Here is a 24,641-nt window from a genome sequence, read left to right on the forward strand (position 1 = left end):
GGATTAATTCCCGAAGCGAAGCCCGATATTTCTTTTGACGCTTTCTATGTTCGGCTAACAGTTTCTGCATATATACCGGAAACACAATTCGCCTTTTGTTGTCGGTGGTTTTCGTTGTTTGACGTACAAACTGCTCGTTATATGCTACAAGGGCGTTGATTATGATATTAGCGGGTAGACTCATTCGAGGGGGGACAAGAACGACATAACGATATATGCGAAAAAGAGAGTGTGAGGTATATATAATGATACCTTGCACTATCAACTATATATCAAGCAATAATCACGATATTATAACCTTTTTTTGATATTTTTACTTACGTTTTGGTATAATAATATAGGTTATTTGTAACATGGTGCAGGAGGTTAGCGAAGTGGCTATAAGCTATAACAAACTATGGAAATTGTTAATAGATAAAGGTATCAAAAAAACAGAACTAAAAACGCTGGCGGGAGTCAGCACAAACGTAATCGCCAAGTTGGGCAAGAACAACCCTGTTTCAATGGAAACGCTGGCTAAAATTTGTACCGCCTTAAATTGCGATATATCCGACATCGTAGAAATGACGGGTGACACAGGAAACGGGGGTAAATGACGTGGCAGGTAACAGCAACTTGAACGATTCCGCAAGGAACAAACAGGACGAGTTTTATACTCAATTATCGCTTATTGAGAGTGAACTAAAATATTACAAGGGACATTTCAAGGGCAAAGTCGTTTTGTGTAATTGTGATGACCCCTTTGAAAGTAACTATTTCAAATATTTTGCAATGAACTTTAATTCGTTAGGATTGAAAAAGCTGATTGCGACTTGTTATGCAACGTCGCCGATTATCTATACACAGCTGGATATATTCGATACTGAAACTGTTGCCGGTAAAGAAAGTAGCAAGAGAAAACCATACAAGATTGAAATCACAGAGGTTACAGACGAAAACCAAGACGGGCGTGTTGACCTTTCCGACGTAGAATACCTTTTAAGAAATCATAAAAACGTCCTTACCCTATTGGAGAGTGACGGTGATTTTCGTTCCCCTGAATGTGTCGAACTTTTGAAGCAATCTGATATTATTGTAACTAACCCGCCCTTTTCGCTGTTCCGCGACTATATAGCACAACTAATGGAACATGGAAAAGAGTTTTTAATAATCGGCAATTTGAACGCCGTTAAATACAAAGAGATTCTGCCTTTGTTTATGACTGACAAAATATGGCTTGGCAATAATAGCGGGCATTACTGGTTTAGGGTTCCCGACACATACGAAGAAAAGGCGACAGATTTTAAGATTGATGAAACAGGGCAAAAATGGCGCAGAATGGGTAATATCTGTTGGTTTACTAACCTTGATATGGAAAAACGTCACGAAGATATGACCCTTTTTAGGACGTATTCTCCCGATATTTACCCGAAATATGATAATTACGACGCAATAGAGGTTAGCAGAACTGCCGATATACCTTGCGATTATCACGGTGTTATAGGTGTGCCAATTACATTTATGACAAGGCATAATCCGGCACAATTTTCTATTGTCGGAGTGTTAAATAGCGGTAGTGGCAATGAGTATGATTATGCGAAAGCGATACTAAACGGCAAACAACTATATGCAAGAATTCTAATTCGCAGAAAGCAGGGGGAAATATGAAAATCAAATTACATGAAATACCCGTTAGCGAAGTTGTTGAGGGTTACATAGACAGCGCGGAAAATGGCGTAGTCGGTTACAACGGCCGCTTAAATATTCGCCCTGCATTTCAGCGTGAGTTTATCTATAAGGACAAGCAACGTGATGAAGTCATTCGCTCGGTGAAAAAAAACTTTCCGCTCAATGTTATGTATTGGGTAAAGAGCGACGACGGTAATTTTGAGCTTCTTGACGGGCAACAGCGCACAATGAGCCTTTGCCAATATGTGAATGGCGATTATTCCATAGACCATATGGGCTTTGATAACCTGACACAGACGGAAAGACAACAGATTTTAGACTATCGCCTAATGATTTATATTTGTGAGGGGACGGACAAGGAAAAATTAGACTGGTACACAATCATAAACATAGCGGGCGAGCGGTTGACTGCGCAGGAGTTACGCAACGCCATTTATACCGGGGAGTGGCTCACAGAAGCAAAGAAATATTTCAGTAAAACAGCCTGCCCTGCATACGCCATAGCAAGTGATTATTTGAACGGTTCGCCAATCCGTCAAGATTACCTTGAAACGGCTATCCGCTGGCTTGCGTCGCGCGACGGCAAGGAAATTGAAGATTATATGGCAGAACACCAGCACGACACTAATTGTAATGAACTATGGCTTTATTTCCAGGCTGTCATAAATTGGGTAAAAGCAACTTTCACCGAATACCGAAGCAAGGAAATGAAAGGGCTTGAATGGGGTATTTTCTACAACAAATACAAAGATGATAAGTACGACCCGAAACAACTTGAAGCTCGAATTGTTGAACTTATGGATGATGAAGATGTAACAAAGTATTCCGGCATATATGAATATCTGCTTGACGGGGACGAACGACATTTAAGCATAAGAGCGTTTACCCCGAAAATGGCACGGGTAGCATATGAGCGGCAAAAAGGTATTTGCCCGAAGTGCAAAAAGCACTTTGAAATTGCCGATATGCAGGCAGACCACATAACCCCATGGAGCAAGGGCGGCAAAACAATAGTTGAAAACTGTCAAATGCTATGCGCTGATTGTAACAGACGCAAAAGCAACGTCTAATGCGATTATCGCGGGTTATCTTCAAGTATCCTTTTATGGATATAAGCGACAAACAAGGAACTAGCAAACAATAGATGATAAACCCTGTAATATCAAGTTTTATCGCCTGTTATATATTTTCTTCTCGGAAGATACCACAACCAAAACCTGCTTTTCTTCTCGAACCAATTTATACCATCACACGCTATATGATGATATCAGTTTAAATGGCCAATGTTAAGTTATACACGCAATAGGAAGCCCTACAAGCCCTCATATAATGGTGAGCGGTGGTTTTATATGCCTTTGAAAAATGAGGGTAGCTTATGCAGCCTTAAAATGAAAGATAATAAGTAGATGGTTCATGTAGGTTTATACAAGAGAGGAAAAACTATATAGGTTCCTAAAGTAGAGAATAACCCTCCATTTTTTTCCTCCACAAATTTAAAATATTACAAAACTATGAAAATACTTATCAAAAGTATGGTAAAACAGCATAATTTAAGAGCATTATTCACTGTTAAATGTGTTAATAAATATAATTTTCTACCACCTAAAATATAGCTATATATCAATATAAATTATATCCTCTCATTAATGAAATGCTAAAAAGTGGATGGTATTTATTTTACATTGGTTCCTATAACCGACATTATGTAAAGAAAAAGAAGGTGGTGGTGGGGAAAAAGAAGAATATCTATAAGTTTTAGAACGCTATGATAAAATAATTATAACATATTTTAAGTGATATGGGGTGAGGGTATGCCAAAAGTTGTATTTGGGAAAGAGTATTATAACATCAAGGAAATATCAGAAATGCTTGGTATTACAGATGTCACTATCCGGAGTTATTATTCATCCGGGAGAATGAAAGGGGTTAAATTGGGGAATGCTTGGTATTCCACCCAGGAAGATATCGAGGATTTCTTAAACACCAGGACCAAACCGAGGAATAAAAGAAAAAAGTGAGAAATCAAGGGAGATTTTTTGTTTTTTTTATAAATACTAAACAAGATTGGTTACTTGAAATTATATGAAAAAACCAGATTACCTTGTTTTGAACAAACCACAAAAATACCCATGGAATATAGCCTCTGGATATTGGGGTAATTACTTAATTGAAAATGAGCTCGATGATTTTCAAAAACAAAGAAGAGATGAATGGCTAAAAAATATTTTTAGACTCTCAAGAACAAAATTAAATGAATTTATAAGTAATAATTTTAGAAATTCTGAGGATAAAACACTAATAAAAAATCTCCTTAAAGAGCATGGTATTTTTGTTGAAACTTTTTTTATTAAATCAATAAAAGATAGGATTATAAGTGAATGTGGGAAACATGACTTTGCCGTATCGGAATTTCAGAATATTTTGTCTGAAGCCTGGGGATATGATGTAAAAGTTAGAGATAAATTTGATATGGTTTATCGAATCTCATACCATATTTATGAGCAAGAGGTATTAATTAGTTTATGTGATTCACAAATATTTCACGATTTATTAAATTGGTATGAAAATTATAAAGAATATGTATTATGCAAACTTTGTAGAAGCAATTTTCGAATTATAGATTTACCAGAATGGGTTTATTTAGGTTCAAATGGATGTAAGGAATGTTGTTTTTGTTGTAAGGTTTTGATGTCTCCAAACAAGAAGGAATTATATGAATTAATACCATTATTTATATCTAAATGTGGATTTATACCTGATTCAAAAGCAAGTCCAGTAAATATTTCTTTTACTTCAAGAATACAAAAAGGCAAGTTGATTGATGTATTTCGAGCTTACGCAAACATGGGAGGCATAAAGCATGTTAAAAGTAAATTTGGTTCATGGTTTAAAGCTTTAGTCATTACAAAAACTTTACCCAATGGAGTTTTAATCACTCCCAGGGGTATTAGATGTATAGCATCTGATGGCCACGTTTGTCATTCCATCGAGGAACAATATATAGATAATTGGTTAACCAATCATAAAATAAAACACGAACGTGAACCATTTTACCCAAAGCACTTTATATACAATCCATCTGGGAAAAGAAGAGCGGATTGGATAATAAATGGTAAATATATTGAATATTTCGGATTATCAGGGGACAAAATATATGACAGAAAAGTTGAAGAGAAACTGCTTTTATTAGCAGAAAACAAGATTGATTATATTGCTATTTATCCAGCCAACCTAAGCGGATTATCGACTGTATTTAAAGATTTTTTATAATTTTAAAAACATCTTAACAAAAAATTATCTAAAAAATAAAATGGCTAGGAGCTCATTTGGAGGTCTTATGATTTAGCAGAACAAAAAAACTTCCGAGTTCCCAGCCAAAACTATTTTACCATAGAACTTTTGATAAATTCTTGTAAATCAGATTCTGAAATTCTATACTCACCACCAAATTTATAAGCCCGCAACCTTTTTTCTTTAATTCTCCTTTTTATTGTAAATTCTGATACATTTAGTTTTTGAGCCACTTCTTTGACCGTCAAAAAATCTTTATCCATATGTATCATCTCCTTTATTTATTATAAAAAGTATTCATAAATAAGTCAAAGTATTATAACATAACTATTGACAAAGCAATATATAGCAAATATAATAAATTCATAGTTGAGTAATATTTTGGGATAGACCCACTCGTATACTCAAAAAGGTCCACCATGAGTATCAAATAGGCCCACCTTGGTCATGGAGCGATCCACCTGACATATAATGAGGAAATACACTGTAAAGTGTAAATCTTCATTAGGAGGCTGATCAAATAAATGATCAAGTATCGAGAAATTCTTCGGCTTCACAGCCAAGGTGTGAGTCAACGTGGCATTGCTGCCAGTTGCCAGTGCTCATGGACCACAATCCGTAATGTGGTTGAACGGGCAGAAAGGCATGAGATTTCATGGCCTTTCGATAAAAACATGTCGGATGCAGATCTTCAGGAACTCCTTTTTCCGGAAAAAAGGAGTCAGTCCAATCGAAAAATACCGGATTGCGAATATGTTCATAAAGAAATGGCCAAAAGTGGTGTCACCTTAAGTTTGTTGTGGCATGAGTACCATGAACAATGCCGCTTCAATGGTGAAATCCCACTCATGTACAGCCAATTCTGTCGGTATTATCATAAGTATGCCAATACCACCAAAGCCACTATGCGCATTAAGCGCAAACCCGGTGAAATGCTGGAAGTGGACTGGGCTGGAAAGACTGGTTTTATTGTTGATAATCTAACCGGTGAACTTATTCCAGCCTATATCTTCGTAGCGAGCCTATCTTGCAGCCAGTATGCCTATGTAGAAGCCTTCCTGTCAATGGATATGGAAAGCTGGGTCAATGCTCATGTTCATGCGTTCAAATACTTTGGTGGAGTGGCCAGAATCCTCGTGCCAGACAATTTAAAAACCAGTGTAGATAAAGCCTCTCGACCAGATCCCAAGATTAATAGAACCTATCAAGAAATGGCCGAGCATTACGGGACAGCAGTCATTCCAGCCCGAGTCAGGCGCCCCAAAGACAAGCCCCATGCCGAAAGTACGGTGGGTATTATTTCCACCTGGATCATTGCCTCTTTGCGAAACCAACAGTTCTTTTCATTACACGAACTGAATAGCGCCATCCGTCTTAAGCTGGAAGAATTCAACCAGAAACCTTTTCAAAAGAAGCCGGGAAGCAGGAAAAGCGCCTTCCTAGAAGAGGAAAAAGCACTGCTTTTGCCTTTGCCTACTTCCCCATACGAGCTTGCCACCTGGTCAACGGCGTCCGTACAGTACGATTATCACATAATTGTGGATAAAAATCACTACTCAGTGCCCTATGAGTACATCCGGCATCAAGTGGAGGTACGTATAACCAGCAAAACTGTTGAAGTTTTTTACCACAATCATCGCATTGCTTCCCATATTCGGATTCGCGGTCAGGAAGGCCAGATTGTCACGGTACCGGATCACATGCCAGAGAAACATAAACAGTACCTGGCTGTAAATGCTGATCATTTTAGGAATTGGGCTGCTTCCATTGGACCTCATGCCGTCATTGTGGTGAATGCTCTTTTGTCAGCATCAAGAGTTGAGAAACAAGGTTACCGTTCTTGTACATCGCTTATGAAACTCGCTGACAAGTATTCTTTATCCCGCTTTGAAGAAGCGTGCCAGCGGGCACTTTGTTACACGCCCAGTCCGAGTTTCAAAATCATCCAGACCATCCTCAAAACCGGTCAGGATAGAATATCAGTCCAATCAGATCGACAAAAAGCGACAAAAGACAATCCCAACATCTACGGATTTGTCCGGGGTGCCGGCTACTATGGAGGAAAAGACAATGATTAATTCTACGACCATGAACAAGCTGCATGACATGCGACTCTCCGCTATGGCGGATGCTTTCAAACGCCAACTGTCTGATGAGAAATATCAGGAGCTATCGTTTGAAGAACGGGTTGGTATTCTTGTTGATGTGGAATGGGCTAAACGCAGAAGCAATAAACTGCTCCATCTCATTAAAAAAGCAGATTTCCGCTATCCTCAGGCTAGCATTGAAGATATTGAATACCATGCCGACAGGAAACTAGATAAGGCACAAATCCTACGGCTATCTGGGTGCGCTTACATCCAGGAGAAACGCAACCTCATCATCATGGGTGCCTCTGGAAACGGGAAATCTTATGTTGCCTGTGCTTTTGGTATGGCGGCTTGTCGCAACTATTATACCGTTAAGTATATCCGACTACCGGATCTTCTGGATGAACTGTCAGTGGCTCGAGGTGAAGGTGTCTATCAGGTGGTGATGAAGAAGTACAAAAAGGTTGGCTTACTCATTTTGGATGAATGGCTCTTAACTCCACTTAAAGACACCCAGGCAATGGATCTCCTTGAGATCGTTGAAGCAAGACATCAGAATGCTTCTACTATTTTTTGCACCCAATTTGCTCCACGTGGGTGGCATGAAAAGATCGGCGAAGATACACTAGCAGATGCCATTCTTGATCGTATTGTCCATGATTCCTATACCATCCTTATTGACGGCAAAGTGTCAATGAGGGAACGACATGGGATTAAAAATTGAGCCAGAACTAAGTAATTAAGAGTGTATTTATGTCTGCCGGTTAAAGAGGCTGATGGATAGTACCGACCTCTTGTGGACAACCCTCCGACCAAAACATGTTGTTCACGCTCTCCACAGCCTCGGCATCTGGTGTTCTATAGAAATCTTAATCTTGTTCCTTCAAACTACCCATCAAAGAGTACTATTCTCAGAACAGTAAAACTCATGATTCGGAAAAGTGGGCTTATAGCTATTGTGGTTCATTTAAACCGTCATATATAGCTATGGAGTTAACGTATGCACCTAGTGGATTTATTTGGTGCACTCGATGGGTCTAAAACATCATACTACTGGGTTTATCATAAGACAATAAACACATAGCAGAACAAATTAACAAAGGGAGGTCTTCCACATGTTAAAAGCAATGCTCAACACCACTACCGAGGACCGGGTAGAAAAAGCTCTGTTCGGCCTTCTCCATCAGGACTACAAAGTTAAGTTTATCAATAACCACCTAGCCCGGATTAAGAATCACAAAGGGTCATATCTGGTGGACTACGTTGAAGGCGTGTGCAGCTGCCCGGACAGCATTTATCACGGCCAGGTTTGTAAACACGTGGTCCAAGCGAGAATCATGGCCGAAATGCACAAGCTCATTATCCAACACCAAGGCGTTTTGGCCAAAGTAAAAGAGCCGGCCGAAGTAAAAACCGAAAATCCACAGGTTTATTTAATGAAAGGCCTGAAGTAATCCGGGCCCTTCCCTTTTAAGGAGGAAAGAAAATGATGAGCCTTAATGAAATCCTCAATCAAATAGCCTTGGAACGGATACCGGGAAAAAAGGGATGCTATGGCAAGGAATATGACGGACTTCAAGGGAAAGAGCACATTCTTTCAGAAAAGCTAAAAAATAATCTCCCCAAAGAATCCGTTCAGTTGTTTAACGAAATTTCCAACACCAGCTGTGACATGGGAGCCATTATGGAAGAAGTAAGTTACAAGTTGGGATTTGCCGATGGGATACGGTTTTTACTTGTAACGGTAATTGAGTGGATGCCCAGGGGATAAATTAAAATTTTTAAGAAATAGTAGTAGAGTTTGTACTATAAAAAATATAAGGTCAGGGTTCATCTCCCTGGCCTTTTTCATTAGAGAAATAATCATTAAGCGTGAATAATTCAGCATATATTTGGTTATAAAATTATAATGTTCATTTAGAAATTATATTAAATTCTTTGGAAATGAATTACCCCAGAATAACCACACACCATGACAATTCTTAATTAACTTACTTCCACCTTTACAAAACTGAAATGTTTTATTTCGTCAAAGAAAAATTCCTCGAGCAAAGATTGAGATAGGTTAATCTATCTTTGGAAGAATATATAAGAATTACCCTAATGGAAGGAATGTGATATCTTCATTTTATCGCTATTCCTTCCAGGATGGGAATTTTAATAGAGGAGGGAGAATCATGTTATTTGTTGTGTTGTGTAACGCCAAAGGTGGGACGAGCAAAGAAAGAACCGAGCGTCGGATGACCTGGAAAGCTCCGGAAGGAACAAAGTTAATCGGTGAATATTGGCTCACGAATGAATACCCCAATGTGGTCCAGATTATTGAAGCCGATAACGTGCAGTTAATGTTAAATGCCATTTCAGATTGGGATGATTTTTTTGATATCAGTATTTATCCTGCAATTACTGCGGAAGAAGGGATGAAAAATATCCAGGAGATGATGAAATAAGCATGTAAATAATAAATAGTTACTAACTCAACTTTCGCACTAAAATAAATGCTGAAAAACCTTGATTTTAAAGGGTTTTTTAATGAAAACACCCCTCCTTTCTGGTAGAATTGACTTAAGGAAAAAAACCAATCACCACAAAGAGAGAGGTGTCTTCATGACTATCCTACCAGAAAATTTGAAAAATGAAAGGACCTTGTTACCCATGTTTTCCTCCTTTATGAAGGAGTTTAAAGTGAACCAACTGTTTCGAAAATGCCATATGAACAAAAAGAAAGGGTTCCCAGTCAAAGACGTCTTTCAGATGATCTTTCTCCTAGTCTTTACTCAGAAAAACGTTGCTGGTCTTCTCCAATCTCGACATCCCCTTTTCCAAGGAAAGAAAGACACTCTTTACCGTTTCCTCCACAAGACCAGTGGGAGCTGGCGAAAATTGCTCTTTCTTTTGAGTACCAAAGTAGTCTCTGAAGCGCTCCTTCCTTTTACCAGTTTGAAACGCTACACCTGGGTGGTGGATGATTCCCCCTATGAACGGCCTCGGAGCTTGAAAGTTGAAGGGCTCTCTCGATTCTATGATCACGCCCAAGGACGGTTCAGTCGGGGTTTCAGAATGCTCACTTTAGGACTCACCGATGGTGCTACATTCATTCCCTTTGCTTTTTCATTGTTAAGTTCTCACCAAAAAGAAAACCAGCTCTGTCCCATGGATGCCTCCGTTGATGGACGAAACAAAAGAGCTCGTCTTCGGAAAGAATCCCAAGAAAAAGCTCCAGATGTCTTCTTCAACCTCCTGGATGGAGCCTTGAAACACTGTCCTTTGGTCTCAACTATTCTCTTTGATAGTTGGTTCAGTTTTCCAGCCCTCATCCGCAAATGTGCTCTTCGCGGATTATCAGTGGTGTGCATGCTCAAAAACACCCCAAAAATTTACTATTCTTTTGGTGGAAAAGTTCTTTCTCTTTCCTCTCTTTTCACCAGAATTCAGAAAAGACCACACGGCAATATCATTGGATCGGGTGTCGTGAATCTCAATCTCACTGGGAAACCACTTTTAGCTCGGATTGTCTTTGTCCGAAGTGAAAAACAAAAATCTCAATGGTTGGCACTGCTTTCAACTGATCTGTCTCTTTCTGAAGACGAGATCGTCACCCTCTATGGGAAACGCTGGGATATCGAGGTTTTCTTCAAGATGGTGAAATCGGTCTTGAAACTCACTCGGGAATTTCAGGTTCGATCCTATGATGCTCTGGTATCCCATACCAGTATCGTCTTTATCCGCTATATCATGCTCGCGGTTATTGCCCGGAGAAACACCGATCCCCGAACCTTTGGCGAGCTTTTCTATGCCTGCTATGATGAAATTCAGGATATCACTCTTATGGAAGCACTCACTCTTCTTCTTGAGCTCCTGAAGACGACCATCAAACAGATTCTTGTCCTTTCAGAAGAAAAAGTCAAAGAGCTACTCATCTATTTTGTAAATAGTCTTCCAGCATGGTTGAGAGAAAAAGTGCTATTATTGAACTGCGAAAGTTGAGTTACTAATAATTACCTCCCGGGACAGAGAAATCGTTCCGGGGGATATTTTCGTTTCAACCCTTTTGAAGTGAAGCCAATTTTTTATAATTCATTATAATTATCTGATTATTTCTATAATTATCTGATTGAATTTAAAATGAAAATAATCTATTATTTATATGAGGGGGGTGTTTAAATGGTTAGTGTGTTTGATGTAGCTGCTTTTATTATTGACCAATTGGGACCAATAACTGCAATGAAGCTTCAAAAACTTGTCTACTATTGCCAAGCTTGGTCTCTGGTGTGGGACGATACTCCTCTATTTGAAGAAAGAATTGAGGCCTGGTCAAACGGTCCGGTGGTACCTGCACTTTTTGAATTTCACAAGGGACAATATATTGTTGATTCAATACCGAATGGGGACCCAGAAAAACTTAATAAAAATCAAAAAGAAACAGTAGAGGCTGTATTAGTTTATTATGGAAAAAAGTCTTCCCGATGGTTAAGCGATTTAACTCACATGGAAGACCCTTGGAAAAATACCCGAGCTGGTATTTCTAATGACGAAAGAAGCAATAGAGAAATAACTCTTGAATCAATGGCAGAGTATTATAGTAGCTTGTCACCAGATTTTTAAAAAATCGTTTCTATGAGAAAAAAACCATCAAGAAAATTTAACCCTCCTGAAGGAAAATCACCAAGGAACGAACAAGAACCAGAAAGTATTATTAGTAAGTTGATAACTTGGCATATTAGAACTATGGATAAAGAAGGTCTTTGGCATTGGAAAAATATTAGTTTAGATATTTTTTGGGATAAGGTCCATAAGATTTTGTCATGTTATGAAATGATGACATGGGGAGAAGTTTTAAATAACAGAAATAACCATTTCATACCTGTAAATAATTTATGTAAAAAGGCTCAGCAAAGGTTACAGGTATTAAAACAAGACGACATTGATGAAGTGGTTTCTTTTCATATAAACGGTAAAGGCCGCATTTGGGGAATTCAAGACCGGTACATCTTTAAAATATTGTGGTGGGACCCTAACCATCAGGTCTGTCCTTCACATAAAAAACATACTTAACTGTTACTCCTTTCTCTTTTTTTCCGTGTAAATATATTAAAAGGTTTGCCTCTTTACTCACCTTCTTTGTATTTTCCCTTATAAGCACCCAATACCTTTTTTGAGATTTATAATATCCTGCTCGTAGTTGAAAAAAATATTTGATATTTTTTCTATTCGATTCTAATCATGAATGAAATTATTCAATTAGAAAGTAATTAATTGAGAAATATAGCAATTTAATTATAATCTATAGTAAATTAAGAATTTTTTTCAAATTTTAAGAATGAGGATAAGTATGGAAGAAAAAAAGGGAAATCAATGTCCAATATGCGGAAGACCTTCCTTGTATACTTCAACAGAGGGAAAATGTATCTTTCATGCAAAAGCAGAGGAAAAAGACGAAGATGAATTTAAGGAAGAATTAAGGCTATTGCTTAAAGATAAGAACTTTGATTTTAATTTTAATGGATTTGTCTTTATAGGTGATATAGATTTTAATAGAGATTACAATATTAAGAAATTTATAAATGCTTCATTTGAAAAAGCAGTTTTTAATGGAAAAATGACCTTTTATGATATTCAGTTTAATGAATCAACTTCTTTTGACGATACTGTCTTTTATGGAGAATCTTATTTCATTGGGAGTCATTTTAATGGATACACTGCTTTTTTTGGAATTATATTCAGCAAAAAAACATCTTTTGACGGAACAAAATTTAATGAAAAAGTAGATTTCTATTTTGTATATTTTTATGGAGAAACAATATTCACAGAAGTAAGATTTGAGAAAGGAGCAATTTTTGACAATGTTGAATTTAATCAATATGGTAACTTTTTTGATACTCATTTCTCTGAAGGTACAAACTTTTCAAATATCTTTTTTCAAGGCAATATAAACTTTACATATGCTTATTTAGAAAATGTCAATATGAGTGGGATATTTTTAAGCGATAATACTCAGGTCTGTTTTAATGGAACCAGATTAAGAAATACATGGATTATAAAGGGAAACATTGAAAAACATATTCAAGCTGAAAATGAAAAAAAATATGGTGAAGCGAGAGAAACTTATTTACTGCTCAAGAATAATTTTCATTCAATAGGAAGATATGAAGACGAGAGTTGGGCATTTAAAAAAGAAAAGGACATGGAAAGGAAAGACTTCTGGGAAAAATTTTGTAAAGGCAAAAACTACGAGCAGGAAGAGATTAAACAAGCAACAGAGGAGTCAAAAACTACAGGAAAAAAGAATAAACGAGAATGGAAGTACTTTAAAAATTGGCTTTGTTCCTGGTTTATCAATCTACTTTATGGATATGGAGAAAGACCCGGTAATGTGATTATAGTTTCAGGAGGAATAATCTTACTTTTTACGTTTCTTTATACCTATTTTGGTATTGTAGATAACTTGATAAATAATGGAACCAGTAAAAATATTTTCAATTGCCTTTATTTCAGCATTGTTACATTTACCACTCTAGGGTTTGGTGACCTTTCCCCTCAACCAATTCCAACACTTAGGTTATTAACCAGTATTGAAGCATTTATTGGAGCATTTATGATGGCTTTGTTTATTTACACATTTGCCCGAAGAACTGGAGGAAGGTAATCTCTTCTATTTAGTAATAAATTCGTTATCTAACTATTATATATTCTTCACTCTCTTCTTATTAAACAGATTTACCGGTGATGCGGTTTTATGCTCCCTCTTCAAATCCTCCCCATTTAACGCCAAATACCGTTTGGTCATATTTAAATCAGCATGGCCCATGGTTCTTTGTAATGTAAACACATTTCCACCATTGCGAAGGTATAGAAGAGCAAAAGAATGGCGCAAGGAATACGGAGTAATAGAATGGCCAAGTTGATGGCTATATTGTTTTAACCGATGGGCCCAAGAAGTTTCATGAAGAGGTCTTCCTTCATAGGAACAAAAAACCGGTATATTATCATTCCAGGTGGAAAGGCGGACCTTTAATAATTTCTGAATATAGGTAGCGGTCAAGGGTGAAATGGGAACGGTCCGAGTGGCTTTGGTCTTGGCTATTTCCTTTCTGATGGTGACTTCAAGGCCGGGAAGGTTAAAATCTTGAGGAAGCAGCGATAACCCTTCCTGGGGACGTATTCCGGTATCCAAGGTTAAGAGAATAATGCAGTAATCCCGGAGGCCGGCAAAGGTTTTCTTATCGGGGAGTTTTAAAAGCTCAATTAAAACATCCTGGGAAACATTCCGAGCCTTCCCCTCATCCTTTCTCTTGGAGAAGTCAATGGGGTTTTTAGGAAGAACTCCAATTTTTACCAGGTAGGAAAAGAAGGACTTGAGGTAAGCCCTCCGGATGTTAAAAGTAGAGGGGGCGATATTAGAAGTTGAAAAATATTCCTTAACCTTATTGCAAATTGAATGGTAATCGTCAACATCCCCCTGAAAATTCCTAAAGAAGTAAGAAACGTGAAGCCGATAATCCTTGATAGTTCTTTCCCGGCACCCCTGGACCTTCTTTTCCGTGAGAAACTCAGAGAGATATTCCATCCAGGATAAGATGATGAGCAATTTTAGCGTTTTTCCCATTTTAAAACCCCTTTCTAACAGCAGCGGACTCAGAGGTTTTTAATGGAAAAATGAAGAATTTTGAAAATGGATTTTTGGCTTTACGAAGCTTTTGGCGCGCCTGGAGGGAATCGAACCCCCAACCTACGGATTAGAAGTCCGTTGCTCTATCCTATTGAGCTACAGGCGCGAGGATGAATTGCGAAATTATTCTAAAGCCTTATGAGCTGCGCGTCAAGTTTCAAATGAGATAAACTTTTCAGCTGGATAAGAAATAGTATAATAGAACGAAGATATTATTGAGTAAGGGGGATAATGGTTTGGATAGAAGACTTTACCGTTCGCGAACTGATAAAATTTTAGGTGGAGTATGTTCTGGAATAGCCAAATATTTTGAAGTCGATCCGACAATCATTCGATTAGTTGCTGTTGCTCTCATTTTTGCCGGTGGATCAGGAATATTAGCGTATATTATTGCCTGGATAATCGTTCCCGAAGAGCCATCAGGTGAGGTAGAGCAGGATGATAAAACTATTGAGGTGACTCCGGAAAAAAAAGAGGAAGATGAGAAAAAGCGAGCAAAAAATCTCGAGCTTCTTGCCTGGGTTTTAATTGTGATTGGGATCATCTGGGTGGCACGCTATGCCTTTTCTTGGTGGTTCCCAATTTTCCCCTGGTTTGGTAAGGTAGCTTTTCCAGTCATTTTAATTTTCTTGGGTATTTTGCTGGTCATTACTTTAAGGAAAAAATCTTAGCGGATAGGTTACCTTGTTACTTTGCAGCATTAAATGATAATGAAGCCAATTATTTAGGAAAAATTTCCCCCTCACCTTAATCCTCTCCCACCAGGGGAGAGGAAAGGAAAGAAGGAAATCTCTCCAACCAGGAGAGAGGGAAAAAAAAGAAAAAATGGGAGAAGAGAAGATGAGGGTGAAAACAAAGATTCGATATGTCATGACATGTTGCTAGATTAAATAAGGAACGGGCGCAATAAATTGCGCCCCTACAAAAGGCTTGTCGTTTAGATTCTCATTTTACAAATTCGAGAATGCCAAAGAATGATGGTGCGTGAAAGGTCCCAGGTGTTGGTGACCACCCGCTAAATTCCCCCAGAATGATATCGGTTCGATTGAAGTTGATTCTCCACCGATCTCCCGGTTGAGGAGTTGAGATTTCCAATTCGGAAAAAGGAATTGCAATTTCTACTGTCCAGCCGTTGGTTTTTTCCTGTGCGGCGACTTCCCAGTTAGCATTCCAGGAAGGTCCAGATCGAGAAAAACTATCATATTGAGTTCCGATTGAGTTCAGGGATAAATGGTAGTAAAAGCTGCTGCTAAACCAGGGATCAATAAAAACCTCAACCGAATCATCATAAAAAACTGGTCCATCCTTTTGGTAAATAGTGATTTTGCGATTTTGAGAAGGAGAATCATCTATCTGGAAAGCGACATAAAGATGAGTAGATGAAAAAAGACAAGCTACGGTGGTTTGGCTTCTGGCCAACCCTTCTCCGGTGATAAGGGAAAATTCATTTTGAAAATCAGCATTTTCCCATGATTTTTCAAGAAGTAATCCATCGACCTGGATTTCTTCTTGAATGAGTTGAGCTTTTATGGTTCGGGGATTGGGGTGAGAATATCGAACGACTTGGACTTTCTCAGCTGGAACCAGAGAATTGAGGTGTTTTCGGGATGGAGCTTCGGCTTTTTCTTGGAAGGGTCCTTGTTTTAAGGAATCGAGTATTTCGCTGTTTAGATAGGGGTATGCAAAGATGACTGAACCTTGAAATTGAGCCAAACGTGAGAATTCGACCATTTGGGAAAGGTTTTCAATATCGGGAAGGTTAAAGGCTTGGATCCCGGCAAAAGCCGGTAGATTTCCTAATAAAAAAGTATTGACCCAAAAGGTTAATCCTTTCATCTCATTCACCCTTGAGCTGTAAGTCATAGGGATCAATACATCCAAGTAATGATTTTCTGCCCAGGAAGGCCAGTTTTGCAGAAATCCGGGATTGAGCTCGATTGGCATCCCTCGGGGTTGAACGGCTACTGAAAGGATGATGTTCGGTTTAATTTGGTGAACTCTGGTATTTATTTCTGCTAGGAGGTTAGTGACCGATTGGGCTCGGTAATTATTCCAGAGACGATAGATATCCGGTTGGGTGAAAGGATCGATTGCAATTGGGTCTATACCGTATTGTGATAAAAAATGCTCCCGATGTTCCTGAGCGTAACAGGTATCGGCAATGGTTGTATCCGGGAATCGCAGATAATCAAGATGAATTCCATCTAAATTATAATTTTGGAGAACGTCGATAAGAAGTTCGGTATAAAATTCTTTGACTCCCTGGTGGAGAGGACATACCCAATAAAAGTGATTTTTCCCCTGTTTATATCCAACCGTTCCATTGCGCTGAATGGATTGCCAAGCAGGAAACTTTTCCAGAAGTTCTCCGGGTTGGTTAAGACCGACATAAAACATGTCAAACCAGGCATGCACCTGCACATTGTAACGGTGAGCCGATTCGATAAAGACTGCAAGAGGATCAAGATTAGATTTTTCATATACTTCCATTTGACGGGCGAGCCCCTGTTGAGCTAAAAAATCTGAAGGATAAATGGTTTTACCCAGATAAAAAGATTCAACCAGAATAGCATTGAAATGAGCTGATGCCAATTCTTTGACCATGGCTTCAATACCATCGCGGGTATTGGGGATGCTTCTCACATCGATCCATACCCCGCGAAATTCAGGGAGAGCATGGGTCAAGGTTGAAGTAGACAGGATAGTAAAAAGGATCAATAAAATACAAAATAGAAGGCCTTTTTTTGGCATGGGAGCGTTCTCCTTCAGCTTGAATTGGAATTTTATTCATTATTCCAAAGCCATAACTGAAATGCAATAGTTTGAGAAAATAGAGTAAGGGGACGAGAAAAGACTGAGGGGGAGGGAGAGAGGAGGAGTTAAAGCAGAAGGGAAGAAGGCTCAGTATGGCTGATTAAAGGCACACCCCCCTGTTTCCCCCCTCAATGGGGGAATTAATAAGATGGGATTTTCCGTTTAGATATTGACATATTTTGTATTTATTAGTTAAAATGGTAACGGTTACGTATTCGTTTACAATTATTCATTTTTGAAAGAAAAGAGGGTAAAAGATGGATATTTCAGTTGTCATTGGAGTAGATACCGAAACTGATATAGGAAGTTTTACACCTTTTTATAATGGAGTCAAAAAAGGAACACCGCTTTTGATGGATTTGTTTGAAAAAAAAGGAATACCTGCAACTTTTTTTATGGTTGCCGAAGCAGCACAAAAATTCCCGGAACTCACTCGTGAAATTAAACAAAGAGGTTTTGAAGTCGGTTGCCACACTATTCATCACGAGACGATTGGTGATCCGCTTTTTGAGATTCCGTTGGTCAAACCGATTTTACCCGAAGAAGTGCCCCATCGACTTGAAGTGGCTACGGCAATGATTGCTGAAGTTATTGGAGAAACTCCCCAATCTTTTCGAGCCCCCAGGCTTTGGGGAAGTACTATTATGGTGAATACCTTAGAAAAATTGGGCTATCTCGCCGATGCTACTTATCCGCTTTATTACTTTCAAAAAAGAGTTACTCCTTATTATCCATCAGCGAAAGATTGGACTCAGGAGGGAAACCTTTCCATTCTTGAAATACCAAATTTTGCTGATCTCACCATAGAAAGCCATGATCAATATGGAAGGGATCGAGATCAATGGCCTCTTTTCCGAACCGAAGGTGCTGAATCATTGATGAAGCATGTCAATAATATGATTACTTACTGTGACGAAAGAGATAAACCGGCGGTATTTTGTTTCTACATACATCCCTGGGAATTTATTGAAATGCCTTCTCGCCTTTCATATGGAGAGGCCACCGTTGAGCCGCTTCCTTTTATAATCCAAAACTGTGGACCTCGAGCCTTGACTGAACTATCTAGTGTTATTGATGCATTTAAAAATAAAGGTGCAGCTTTTTATTCAGCAGCAGGGCTGGCTCGACAGTGGAGAGAAAGAGTGAAGAAAAGCTGAAAACGGTTACAAAAATAAGTCTAAAGGAGAGACTATGCCACCAACCATTCGAGATGTAGCACGAGAAGCTGGTGTAAGTGTTGCAACGGTTTCTCGGGTAATTAATGGCTCTGAAGCCGTCAGTGATGAAATCAAAGACCGGGTTTTGAAGGCAATCAACCTTTTAAACTATCAACCCAATCTGTCCGCTCGGTTTTTAAGCCAGAAAAAGCATCCCTTTTCCGATAATACCAAATATGTTGGTGTGCTTTTTGGTGAATACGTTCATTCTGATCATTATTTTTTTTCCAGTGTTATTTCTGGGATTGAAAAAACCATGTTTGAAAAACGGCTTAATGTAGTGATTTCTTCAGTTTCCCAACGTGACAATTACACCCCTCTCGATCTTCCCCTTTTTATCGCTGAAAAAAGTTTGAAATACCTGATCGTTATTGGAGAAACCGATCCAAAATTTCTTTTTTATTTGAAAGAAAACGGTTTTATTGTGGTAATGGTAGATGATATCGGTCCAACTGGCTTTGATTGTGTTCTTTGTGATTATAAAAGGGGAGCTCTTGAAGCAGTCGAATATCTGGTAAATTTAGGTCATAAAAATATTGGCTTGATAGCCGGCGCGGAACATCATTATTTTTCTCGAGCTCTTGAAAACAGCTACCTAAAAGCTTTGCAATCAAACGGTATTCCAATTCGCCGTGAATATATTGTTTACAATGAGGATTTTAATGTTGATGGAGGGGCACGGAGCATGGAAAAACTTTTTTCGCTTTCCCATCCACCTACTGCCATTTTGACCAATGATGAAATGGCAGTTGGGGTATTACAAAAAGCAAGTGAAATGAATATAGTTATTCCAGAAAAACTTTCGGTTATGGGATTTGATGATATTGAGATGGCGCGGTTTTTTCACCCTCCGCTTACTACTATGAAAATCCCAGGATCAGAAATGGGACGTTTAGCGGCTAAACTAGTTATTGATAAGATGCAGGAAGGCGAATCCCTTCCTGCTCAAAGAATTGAGTTGTCTCCTATCCTTGTTGAGAGAAAGTCATGTATTTCCTTCAAATAAAAAATATTATTTAAAAGGAGAGAAATGAATATGCTATTACCGGAATATGAAATGAAATCTCGCTTAAAAAAAGTACAAGATCTTCTTGTCGCAAAAGACCTTCCTGGGACTTTAGTATATTACGATGAACTCAACATAGCTAATGGGTGGTATCTATCCGGTTGGTGTCCACAATTTGAAAGCGGCTGTCTGTTTGTTCCTCGTCAAGGTGAGCCGATGATTTTGGGAGGCCCAGAATCAGAACCTTTTGCCAAGACCGACTCAGCGATTAAAAAGACCAAAAATATACCGGTTTTTATGGTTCCCGAAGAAGAATACCCGAACGCTACCATATCTTCTTTTGCCGAAGTTTTTGATGAAATTGGCATTAAAGGGAAAAACCAAAAGCTGGGTGTGGTTGGACTGGATAAGATGCCCTTCGGAGTCTATCAGCTACTCAAAAAAGATTTATTGGGAATTGGCCTGATTGATATTACCACTGAATATGAACAATTTCGCAAGATTAAATCACCATGGGAACAAGAACAAGTCAGAAAAGCCTTTGCCATCGCTGACCAAGCTTTCCAAATGATGAAACCTCTGGTTCGAGAAGGTATCTCGGAGATCGAAATTGCTGGTGCTGGAGAAGGGAAGGCTCGTTCCTTAGGAGCAAATTGGTTTGCTTTTAAAGCGATCGTTGCTAGCGGGGAACGAACCAGTGGAGTAGTTCCTACTGCATCGGATAAAAAATTGCAAATCGGTGAGACGGTGATGATGGGACTTAGCCCTCGATATAATGGTTATGCAGGGGTATTTGGCTATACCATGGTAGTTGGAGGGAAACCAAGCGAAGCACAACGCCACTGCATCAATGATATGGTTGAAGCCTATCGGATTACTAAATCCAATTTGAAGCCGGGGATGATTGGAAAAGATATTAATGCTGTAACCCATGAATTTGTAACCAAACAAGGATATGGAAAAAATATCGTTTGCCCTTTTGCTCATACCATAGGACTTATGGAGGCTGAAGCTCCCTTTTTTGGACCAAATAGCAACGATGTTTTACGGCCCGGAATGACAGTCTGTGTGGATGTGAGTGTCTTTTCAGTCCCGGATGTAAATGGAGTTCGGTTCGAAAGCGCTTTTCTCATTACCGATAAAGGTCCTGAGCCTCTTTCGCCCTATATGGATCAACTGATATTGAATACCAAAGTTTAGTATTTAAGTTTGGTGAAAGTTTTTCTTTCTAAGGGGGTGATATTAAAACTGATCAAAATGATATTTTAAATAACTAAAGGATACATTTTATAAAGGAGGAGTAAGCTGTGAAAAAAAGATTAGTATTTTGCATTTCAATTTTGGTGATTGCTTTTATTCTTTCGGTAGGATTTTATGCTGGAGCCCAAGATAAGTTAGTAATAGGCCAAGTATTTTGGGGTTTGCACGATTCCTACCAACAAGCTCATCAGGTGGCAGCGAAAGCCTATTGCGAATCCTTAGGAATTGAGTATATCTCGATGGATGGGCAAATGAAGCCAGAAGTCCAAGCGGCAGCGATGGAGGATCTCATCGCTCGTCAGGTTGATGGAATCATTTGCCAAGCCTACGATCAGGCAGCTATGGAAGTGTCGATTGATGCTGCTCAACAAGCTGGGATTCCAGTGGTTTCATTCGTAAATGTGAGCTCGGGAAACGTGAAATATCCAACTATGCAAATCGATGAAAAACAGGGAGCTATTGCTATGGGAGAATTGGCAGCTAAGAAGATTATGGAATATTTCCCTGGGAAAAAGATAAAAGTTGCCACTATTAGCGATGCCTCCATCGAATGGGCTCATGAGCAGAGAACCAAAGCTTTTATTCAAGGAGTGCAAAATGTTGCTCCAGATATGGAATGGGTATTCAATGGTGGGAAGAGTAATCGAGAAATCGCTTATAGCACTGCAGAAGATATACTCCAGAGTTTCCCTGATGTCAATATTATGTTTGGTTATGATGCAGAAAATGTCTTGGGATCATTAGCGGCTTTTGAAGCGGCAGGGCGGGGAAACGCCAAGGATAGAATTCCAGTATCAGAGATTTTTGCCGGTGTGGATGGTTCGGTTCCCGAATTGGTAAAAGTTGCTGATCCAAACTCAGCTTTTAAACTCACTCTGGCTTTGCAACCAAAGAGCAACGCCAAAAAATGTATTGATATGCTGCTTAAAATAATTAATGGGGAATTGGATATGCATGCAACTGATAAAAACGAAGCCGTAGTATCTTTTGTTGTTAATGGATGGGATATGAGCAAGGAAGAAATCGAACAATTCGTGAAAGATGAATGGGCATTGGAAGTTGATTTAGCTAAGGAAATAGGAGAATAGAAATGAAGTCTTAGGGAGACGGGAGAAGGTACGCTCCCATCTCCCTACTTTAGGAGAATTAATCCTATGGAAGAAATCATTCTTGAGGTTCGTGAACTTTCTAAGAATTATCCTGGAGTTGCTGCATTAAAAGGAATCAATTTGAATATAGGTCGCAATACCGTTCATTGTATCGTTGGGGAGAATGGAGCGGGGAAGTCAACCTTCATTAAGATATTGACTTGCGCTGAAACCAGAAGTTCAGGGGAAATTATTTTTAATGGAAAAGAATTTAAGCCTCGATCGATACGTGAAGCGATGGATTTGGGGATTAGTACATTATTTCAAGAACTCAACGTAGTAAACCAACTCACCGTTGAAGAGAATCTTATTTTAGGAAGAGAACCAAATCGATGTGGTGTCATTCAAAGAAGTGATCCCTCCGAAAGAGTTTTCCAGCTCATGAAAGAGTTTGCTCCCGATATTCCACTCAAGAAAAAAGTTGCTCAGCTTAGTTTTGCTGAAAAACAAGTCATTGAAATTGTCAAAGCTATTGCCGTGGATGCAAGCCTGTTAATTATGGATGAACCAACTGCTGCGGTTTCAGAGAATGAAACCAAACGTTTATTTGATATTATTCGTTTCTTGAAGGAAAAAAATATCACGGTAATTTATATCAGCCACATATTAGATGATATTTTTACTATAGGAGATGTGGTTACGGTGTTTCGCGATGGTGAAATTGTTGGAACAAAAAATGTGGTGGACATTGATCGGGATGAATTGATCCGAATGATGATTGGTAAAGTAACCGTGGATAAATATGTACCACGAACGGTTGAATATCAAAACAAGGTTTTGGAAGTAAATAATCTGACAACTCACAAGCTTAAAAATGTGAGCTTTCATCTGTATAAGGGTGAGATATTGGGGTTTTATGGTTTAAGAGGAGCGGGAAAAACTGAAATTGCCTTGGCTCTTTTTGGGTTAGACCGAGCATTGAATGGGGATATCCGGATTGAAGGAAAAAGTGTTTTATTTGATATTCCTCAAGACGCCATGATGAACGGTATATCCATGGTACCGGAAGAACGGCTAACTGAAGGATTAATTATGAAGCTTCCAGTGCGACCAAATATATCGATTACCAATCTAAGAGCTCTTTCCAATTTTGGAGTCATCCATAGCCAGGAAGATCGTAAAGTAGCGAGAAATTATGTTGATGCAATGAATATCAAGGTAAAACATATTGAGCAAAAAGTAGCGACTCTCAGCGGTGGAAACCAACAGAAGGTTGTGGTTTCAAAATACCTGCATGCCGGTTCTAATATTCTATTGATGGATGAACCCACCCGGGGAGTGGACATTGGTGCCAAGGAAGAAATTCATCGTATTATAAGAAGTTTAGCCGAGAAGAGAAAGTCAATCATCGTTTTTTCTTCAGAATATCCGGAGATTTTTAATCTCTGTGATCGCATTTATTTACTCCGAGATGGTCAAATTGTGAAGGAAGTAAAAAATCAAGAGGCGAATCCTGAAGAAATTTTACATATTATCACCCGCGGGAAGAGGGTTCATTATGAATATCAAGCTGAGTAGCGGCTTTATGCAAAAAATGGTTATTGTTGGGGTTTTGTTACTGATTATTATTGTTCTTTCTTTTCTTTCTAAATCGTTTCTAACCGTGACCAATTTTAACAATGTTACCCGGCAGGTCGCTTTTGTGGTCATCACCGGTTGTGCCATCACGCCTCTGATGATTTCGGGTAACTTTGATTTATCGATAGGAAGCGTATTGGGTCTTACAGGAATGCTCTCAGCCCTCTTTGTTACTCAATCGATTCCCCTATGGTTTTCAATTATTCTTTCAACACTAGTGGGAAGCGCAATCGGCCTTTTAAACGGACTGATGGTGGTCAAATTGAAAATCCCTTCTATTATCGCTACCTTGGGAACCATGTATGCAGCTCGGGGGTTGGCATTAGTCATCAGCGGTGGGAATAGTATCCACATGGGGTTAGGAAAGAGTTTTACTGTCTTGGGGCGAGGATATCTTGGTGGGATACCCATTATTTTCATCATCATGTTTTTAACCATTTTCCTTTTTTATTTTATCGAAAGCAAAACCATTTTAGGTCGTTATACGTTTGCCATTGGTGGGAATAAAAGAACTGCGCTCCTTTCGGGAATCAACGTTGGTTCAATTATTATCTTGCTTTATTTCCTGGTTGGAACTTTGACCGGGTTTTCGGGTACTTTAATGGCTTCCCGCTTGGGAGTTGGCCAAGCAATGGTCGGATCCGGCTTTGAGTTTGATGTTATCGTGGCTGTGGTGTTAGGCGGAACCAGTATCGAAGGAGGAGAAGGATCAATATTTGGTATGTTGATTGGGGCTTTTATTGTTGGTTTTATTGCCAATGGTCTCAATTTGATGGGAATTCATTCTTTTTATCAAAGTATTGTCAAGGGTGTGGTTTTGGTAGGAGCGGTTCTTTTGGATCAAAAATTGAAAGGAAGAATCGCTGATTAAAATATTGATTGTTTTTTAAAATGAAAAGT

The 24,641-nt window shown here is 38.8% G+C and carries 24 protein-coding genes and 1 tRNA gene; 21 read left to right on the forward strand and 4 right to left on the reverse strand.

All coding sequences use genetic code 11. The features are described 5' to 3' along the window. Window positions 1-374: 374 nt before the first annotated feature. The 5 genes from RT761_RS07000 to RT761_RS07020 all read left to right on the forward strand — a co-directional run bounded on the left by RT761_RS07000 (window position 375) and on the right by RT761_RS07020 (window position 4,938). Window positions 375-596, forward strand: coding sequence for a helix-turn-helix domain-containing protein (locus tag RT761_RS07000; protein ID WP_246465252.1), 222 nt, complete (start codon window positions 375-377; stop codon window positions 594-596). A 1-nt stretch (window position 597) separates the two neighbouring features. Continuing rightward, the gene (locus tag RT761_RS07005) at window positions 598-1,647 is read left to right on the forward strand and encodes an adenine-specific methyltransferase EcoRI family protein (protein WP_218113357.1); all 1,050 of its coding nucleotides are present in this window, start codon (window positions 598-600) and stop codon (window positions 1,645-1,647) included. Continuing rightward, window positions 1,644-2,738: an HNH endonuclease family protein gene (locus RT761_RS07010; RefSeq protein WP_218113358.1), complete on the forward strand. Its 1,095-nt coding sequence runs from the start codon at window positions 1,644-1,646 to the stop codon at window positions 2,736-2,738. Before RT761_RS07005 ends, RT761_RS07010 begins: the two co-directional genes overlap by 4 nt. Before the next feature lie 741 nt (window positions 2,739-3,479). Continuing rightward, window positions 3,480-3,686, forward strand: coding sequence for a helix-turn-helix domain-containing protein (locus RT761_RS07015; protein WP_218113359.1), 207 nt, complete (start codon window positions 3,480-3,482; stop codon window positions 3,684-3,686). Window positions 3,687-3,750: 64 nt separating this feature from the next. Continuing rightward, window positions 3,751-4,938 (forward strand): hypothetical protein, encoded by a 1,188-nt coding sequence (locus RT761_RS07020; RefSeq protein ID WP_218113360.1) that lies wholly within the window; start codon window positions 3,751-3,753, stop codon window positions 4,936-4,938. 110 nt (window positions 4,939-5,048) lie between these two features. Here the strand turns inward: RT761_RS07020 and RT761_RS07025 are convergent, their stop codons facing one another. Then, complete coding sequence (locus tag RT761_RS07025) at window positions 5,049-5,222, reverse strand: helix-turn-helix domain-containing protein (protein WP_218113361.1); 174 nt, start codon at window positions 5,220-5,222, stop codon at window positions 5,049-5,051. 261 nt (window positions 5,223-5,483) lie between these two features. On the opposite strand from RT761_RS07025, the gene istA reads away from it, so the two are divergent. The 9 genes from istA (at window position 5,484) to RT761_RS07070 (ending at window position 13,695) form a co-directional block, all read left to right on the forward strand. After that, a complete protein-coding gene (gene istA / locus RT761_RS07030; RefSeq protein ID WP_218113362.1) occupies window positions 5,484-7,037 on the forward strand; it encodes an IS21 family transposase in 1,554 nt (517 codons plus the stop codon). Beyond that, a complete protein-coding gene (gene istB, locus RT761_RS07035) occupies window positions 7,030-7,773 on the forward strand; it encodes an IS21-like element helper ATPase IstB (protein ID WP_218113363.1) in 744 nt (247 codons plus the stop codon). Before istA ends, istB begins: the two co-directional genes overlap by 8 nt. A gap of 391 nt (window positions 7,774-8,164) precedes the next feature. Next, the gene (locus RT761_RS07040; RefSeq protein ID WP_218113364.1) at window positions 8,165-8,503 is read left to right on the forward strand and encodes a hypothetical protein; all 339 of its coding nucleotides are present in this window, start codon (window positions 8,165-8,167) and stop codon (window positions 8,501-8,503) included. 32 nt (window positions 8,504-8,535) lie between these two features. Then, window positions 8,536-8,820 carry a hypothetical protein gene (locus RT761_RS07045; protein WP_218113365.1) on the forward strand — a complete coding sequence of 95 codons (285 nt, stop codon included), beginning with the start codon at window positions 8,536-8,538 and terminating at the stop codon, window positions 8,818-8,820. A gap of 406 nt (window positions 8,821-9,226) precedes the next feature. Further along, the gene (locus tag RT761_RS07050) at window positions 9,227-9,499 is read left to right on the forward strand and encodes a DUF3303 domain-containing protein (protein WP_218113366.1); all 273 of its coding nucleotides are present in this window, start codon (window positions 9,227-9,229) and stop codon (window positions 9,497-9,499) included. Between the two features lie 82 nt (window positions 9,500-9,581). Next, window positions 9,582-11,036, forward strand: a complete 1,455-nt coding sequence (locus RT761_RS07055; protein ID WP_218111299.1) for an IS4 family transposase — start codon at window positions 9,582-9,584, stop codon at window positions 11,034-11,036. Window positions 11,037-11,213: 177 nt separating this feature from the next. Further along, window positions 11,214-11,654, forward strand: coding sequence for a Panacea domain-containing protein (locus tag RT761_RS07060; protein WP_218113367.1), 441 nt, complete (start codon window positions 11,214-11,216; stop codon window positions 11,652-11,654). 12 nt (window positions 11,655-11,666) lie between these two features. Beyond that, window positions 11,667-12,104: a hypothetical protein gene (locus RT761_RS07065; protein WP_218113368.1), complete on the forward strand. Its 438-nt coding sequence runs from the start codon at window positions 11,667-11,669 to the stop codon at window positions 12,102-12,104. Between the two features lie 277 nt (window positions 12,105-12,381). Beyond that, a complete protein-coding gene (locus tag RT761_RS07070) occupies window positions 12,382-13,695 on the forward strand; it encodes a potassium channel family protein (protein ID WP_218113369.1) in 1,314 nt (437 codons plus the stop codon). Window positions 13,696-13,731: 36 nt separating this feature from the next. Here RT761_RS07070 and RT761_RS07075 read toward each other — a convergent pair whose 3' ends face one another. Together RT761_RS07075 and RT761_RS07080 are read right to left on the reverse strand one after the other, a co-directional pair. Next, on the reverse strand, window positions 13,732-14,655 hold the full coding sequence (locus RT761_RS07075) for a tyrosine-type recombinase/integrase (protein ID WP_218113370.1): 924 nt from the start codon (window positions 14,653-14,655) through the stop codon (window positions 13,732-13,734). 92 nt (window positions 14,656-14,747) lie between these two features. Further along, window positions 14,748-14,824: transfer RNA gene (locus RT761_RS07080), tRNA-Arg, on the reverse strand. A 130-nt stretch (window positions 14,825-14,954) separates the two neighbouring features. Between RT761_RS07080 and RT761_RS07085 the strand changes: the two genes are divergently transcribed. Next, window positions 14,955-15,389 (forward strand): PspC domain-containing protein, encoded by a 435-nt coding sequence (locus tag RT761_RS07085; protein WP_218113371.1) that lies wholly within the window; start codon window positions 14,955-14,957, stop codon window positions 15,387-15,389. A gap of 274 nt (window positions 15,390-15,663) precedes the next feature. On the opposite strand, the gene RT761_RS07090 is transcribed toward RT761_RS07085, so the two are convergent. Next, window positions 15,664-17,469 (reverse strand): family 10 glycosylhydrolase, encoded by a 1,806-nt coding sequence (locus RT761_RS07090; RefSeq protein ID WP_218113372.1) that lies wholly within the window; start codon window positions 17,467-17,469, stop codon window positions 15,664-15,666. A gap of 320 nt (window positions 17,470-17,789) precedes the next feature. Between RT761_RS07090 and RT761_RS07095 the strand changes: the two genes are divergently transcribed. From RT761_RS07095 to RT761_RS07120, 6 genes are all read left to right on the forward strand, one after another. Then, a complete protein-coding gene (locus tag RT761_RS07095; RefSeq protein ID WP_218113373.1) occupies window positions 17,790-18,689 on the forward strand; it encodes a polysaccharide deacetylase family protein in 900 nt (299 codons plus the stop codon). Between the two features lie 34 nt (window positions 18,690-18,723). Further along, window positions 18,724-19,755, forward strand: coding sequence for a LacI family DNA-binding transcriptional regulator (locus RT761_RS07100; RefSeq protein ID WP_218113374.1), 1,032 nt, complete (start codon window positions 18,724-18,726; stop codon window positions 19,753-19,755). A gap of 30 nt (window positions 19,756-19,785) precedes the next feature. Further along, window positions 19,786-20,955 (forward strand): M24 family metallopeptidase, encoded by a 1,170-nt coding sequence (locus tag RT761_RS07105; RefSeq protein WP_218113375.1) that lies wholly within the window; start codon window positions 19,786-19,788, stop codon window positions 20,953-20,955. A 107-nt stretch (window positions 20,956-21,062) separates the two neighbouring features. Then, complete coding sequence (locus RT761_RS07110; protein ID WP_218113376.1) at window positions 21,063-22,103, forward strand: sugar ABC transporter substrate-binding protein; 1,041 nt, start codon at window positions 21,063-21,065, stop codon at window positions 22,101-22,103. Window positions 22,104-22,169: 66 nt separating this feature from the next. Then, on the forward strand, window positions 22,170-23,681 hold the full coding sequence (locus RT761_RS07115; RefSeq protein WP_218110733.1) for a sugar ABC transporter ATP-binding protein: 1,512 nt from the start codon (window positions 22,170-22,172) through the stop codon (window positions 23,679-23,681). After that, window positions 23,662-24,612: an ABC transporter permease gene (locus RT761_RS07120; protein WP_218110734.1), complete on the forward strand. Its 951-nt coding sequence runs from the start codon at window positions 23,662-23,664 to the stop codon at window positions 24,610-24,612. The genes RT761_RS07115 and RT761_RS07120 overlap by 20 nt, the downstream gene beginning before the upstream one ends. The last annotated feature ends 29 nt before the right edge of the window (window positions 24,613-24,641 follow it).

Origin of the sequence: Atribacter laminatus (assembly GCF_015775515.1) — a bacterium.
Lineage (GTDB): Bacteria > Atribacterota > Atribacteria > Atribacterales > Atribacteraceae > Atribacter > Atribacter laminatus.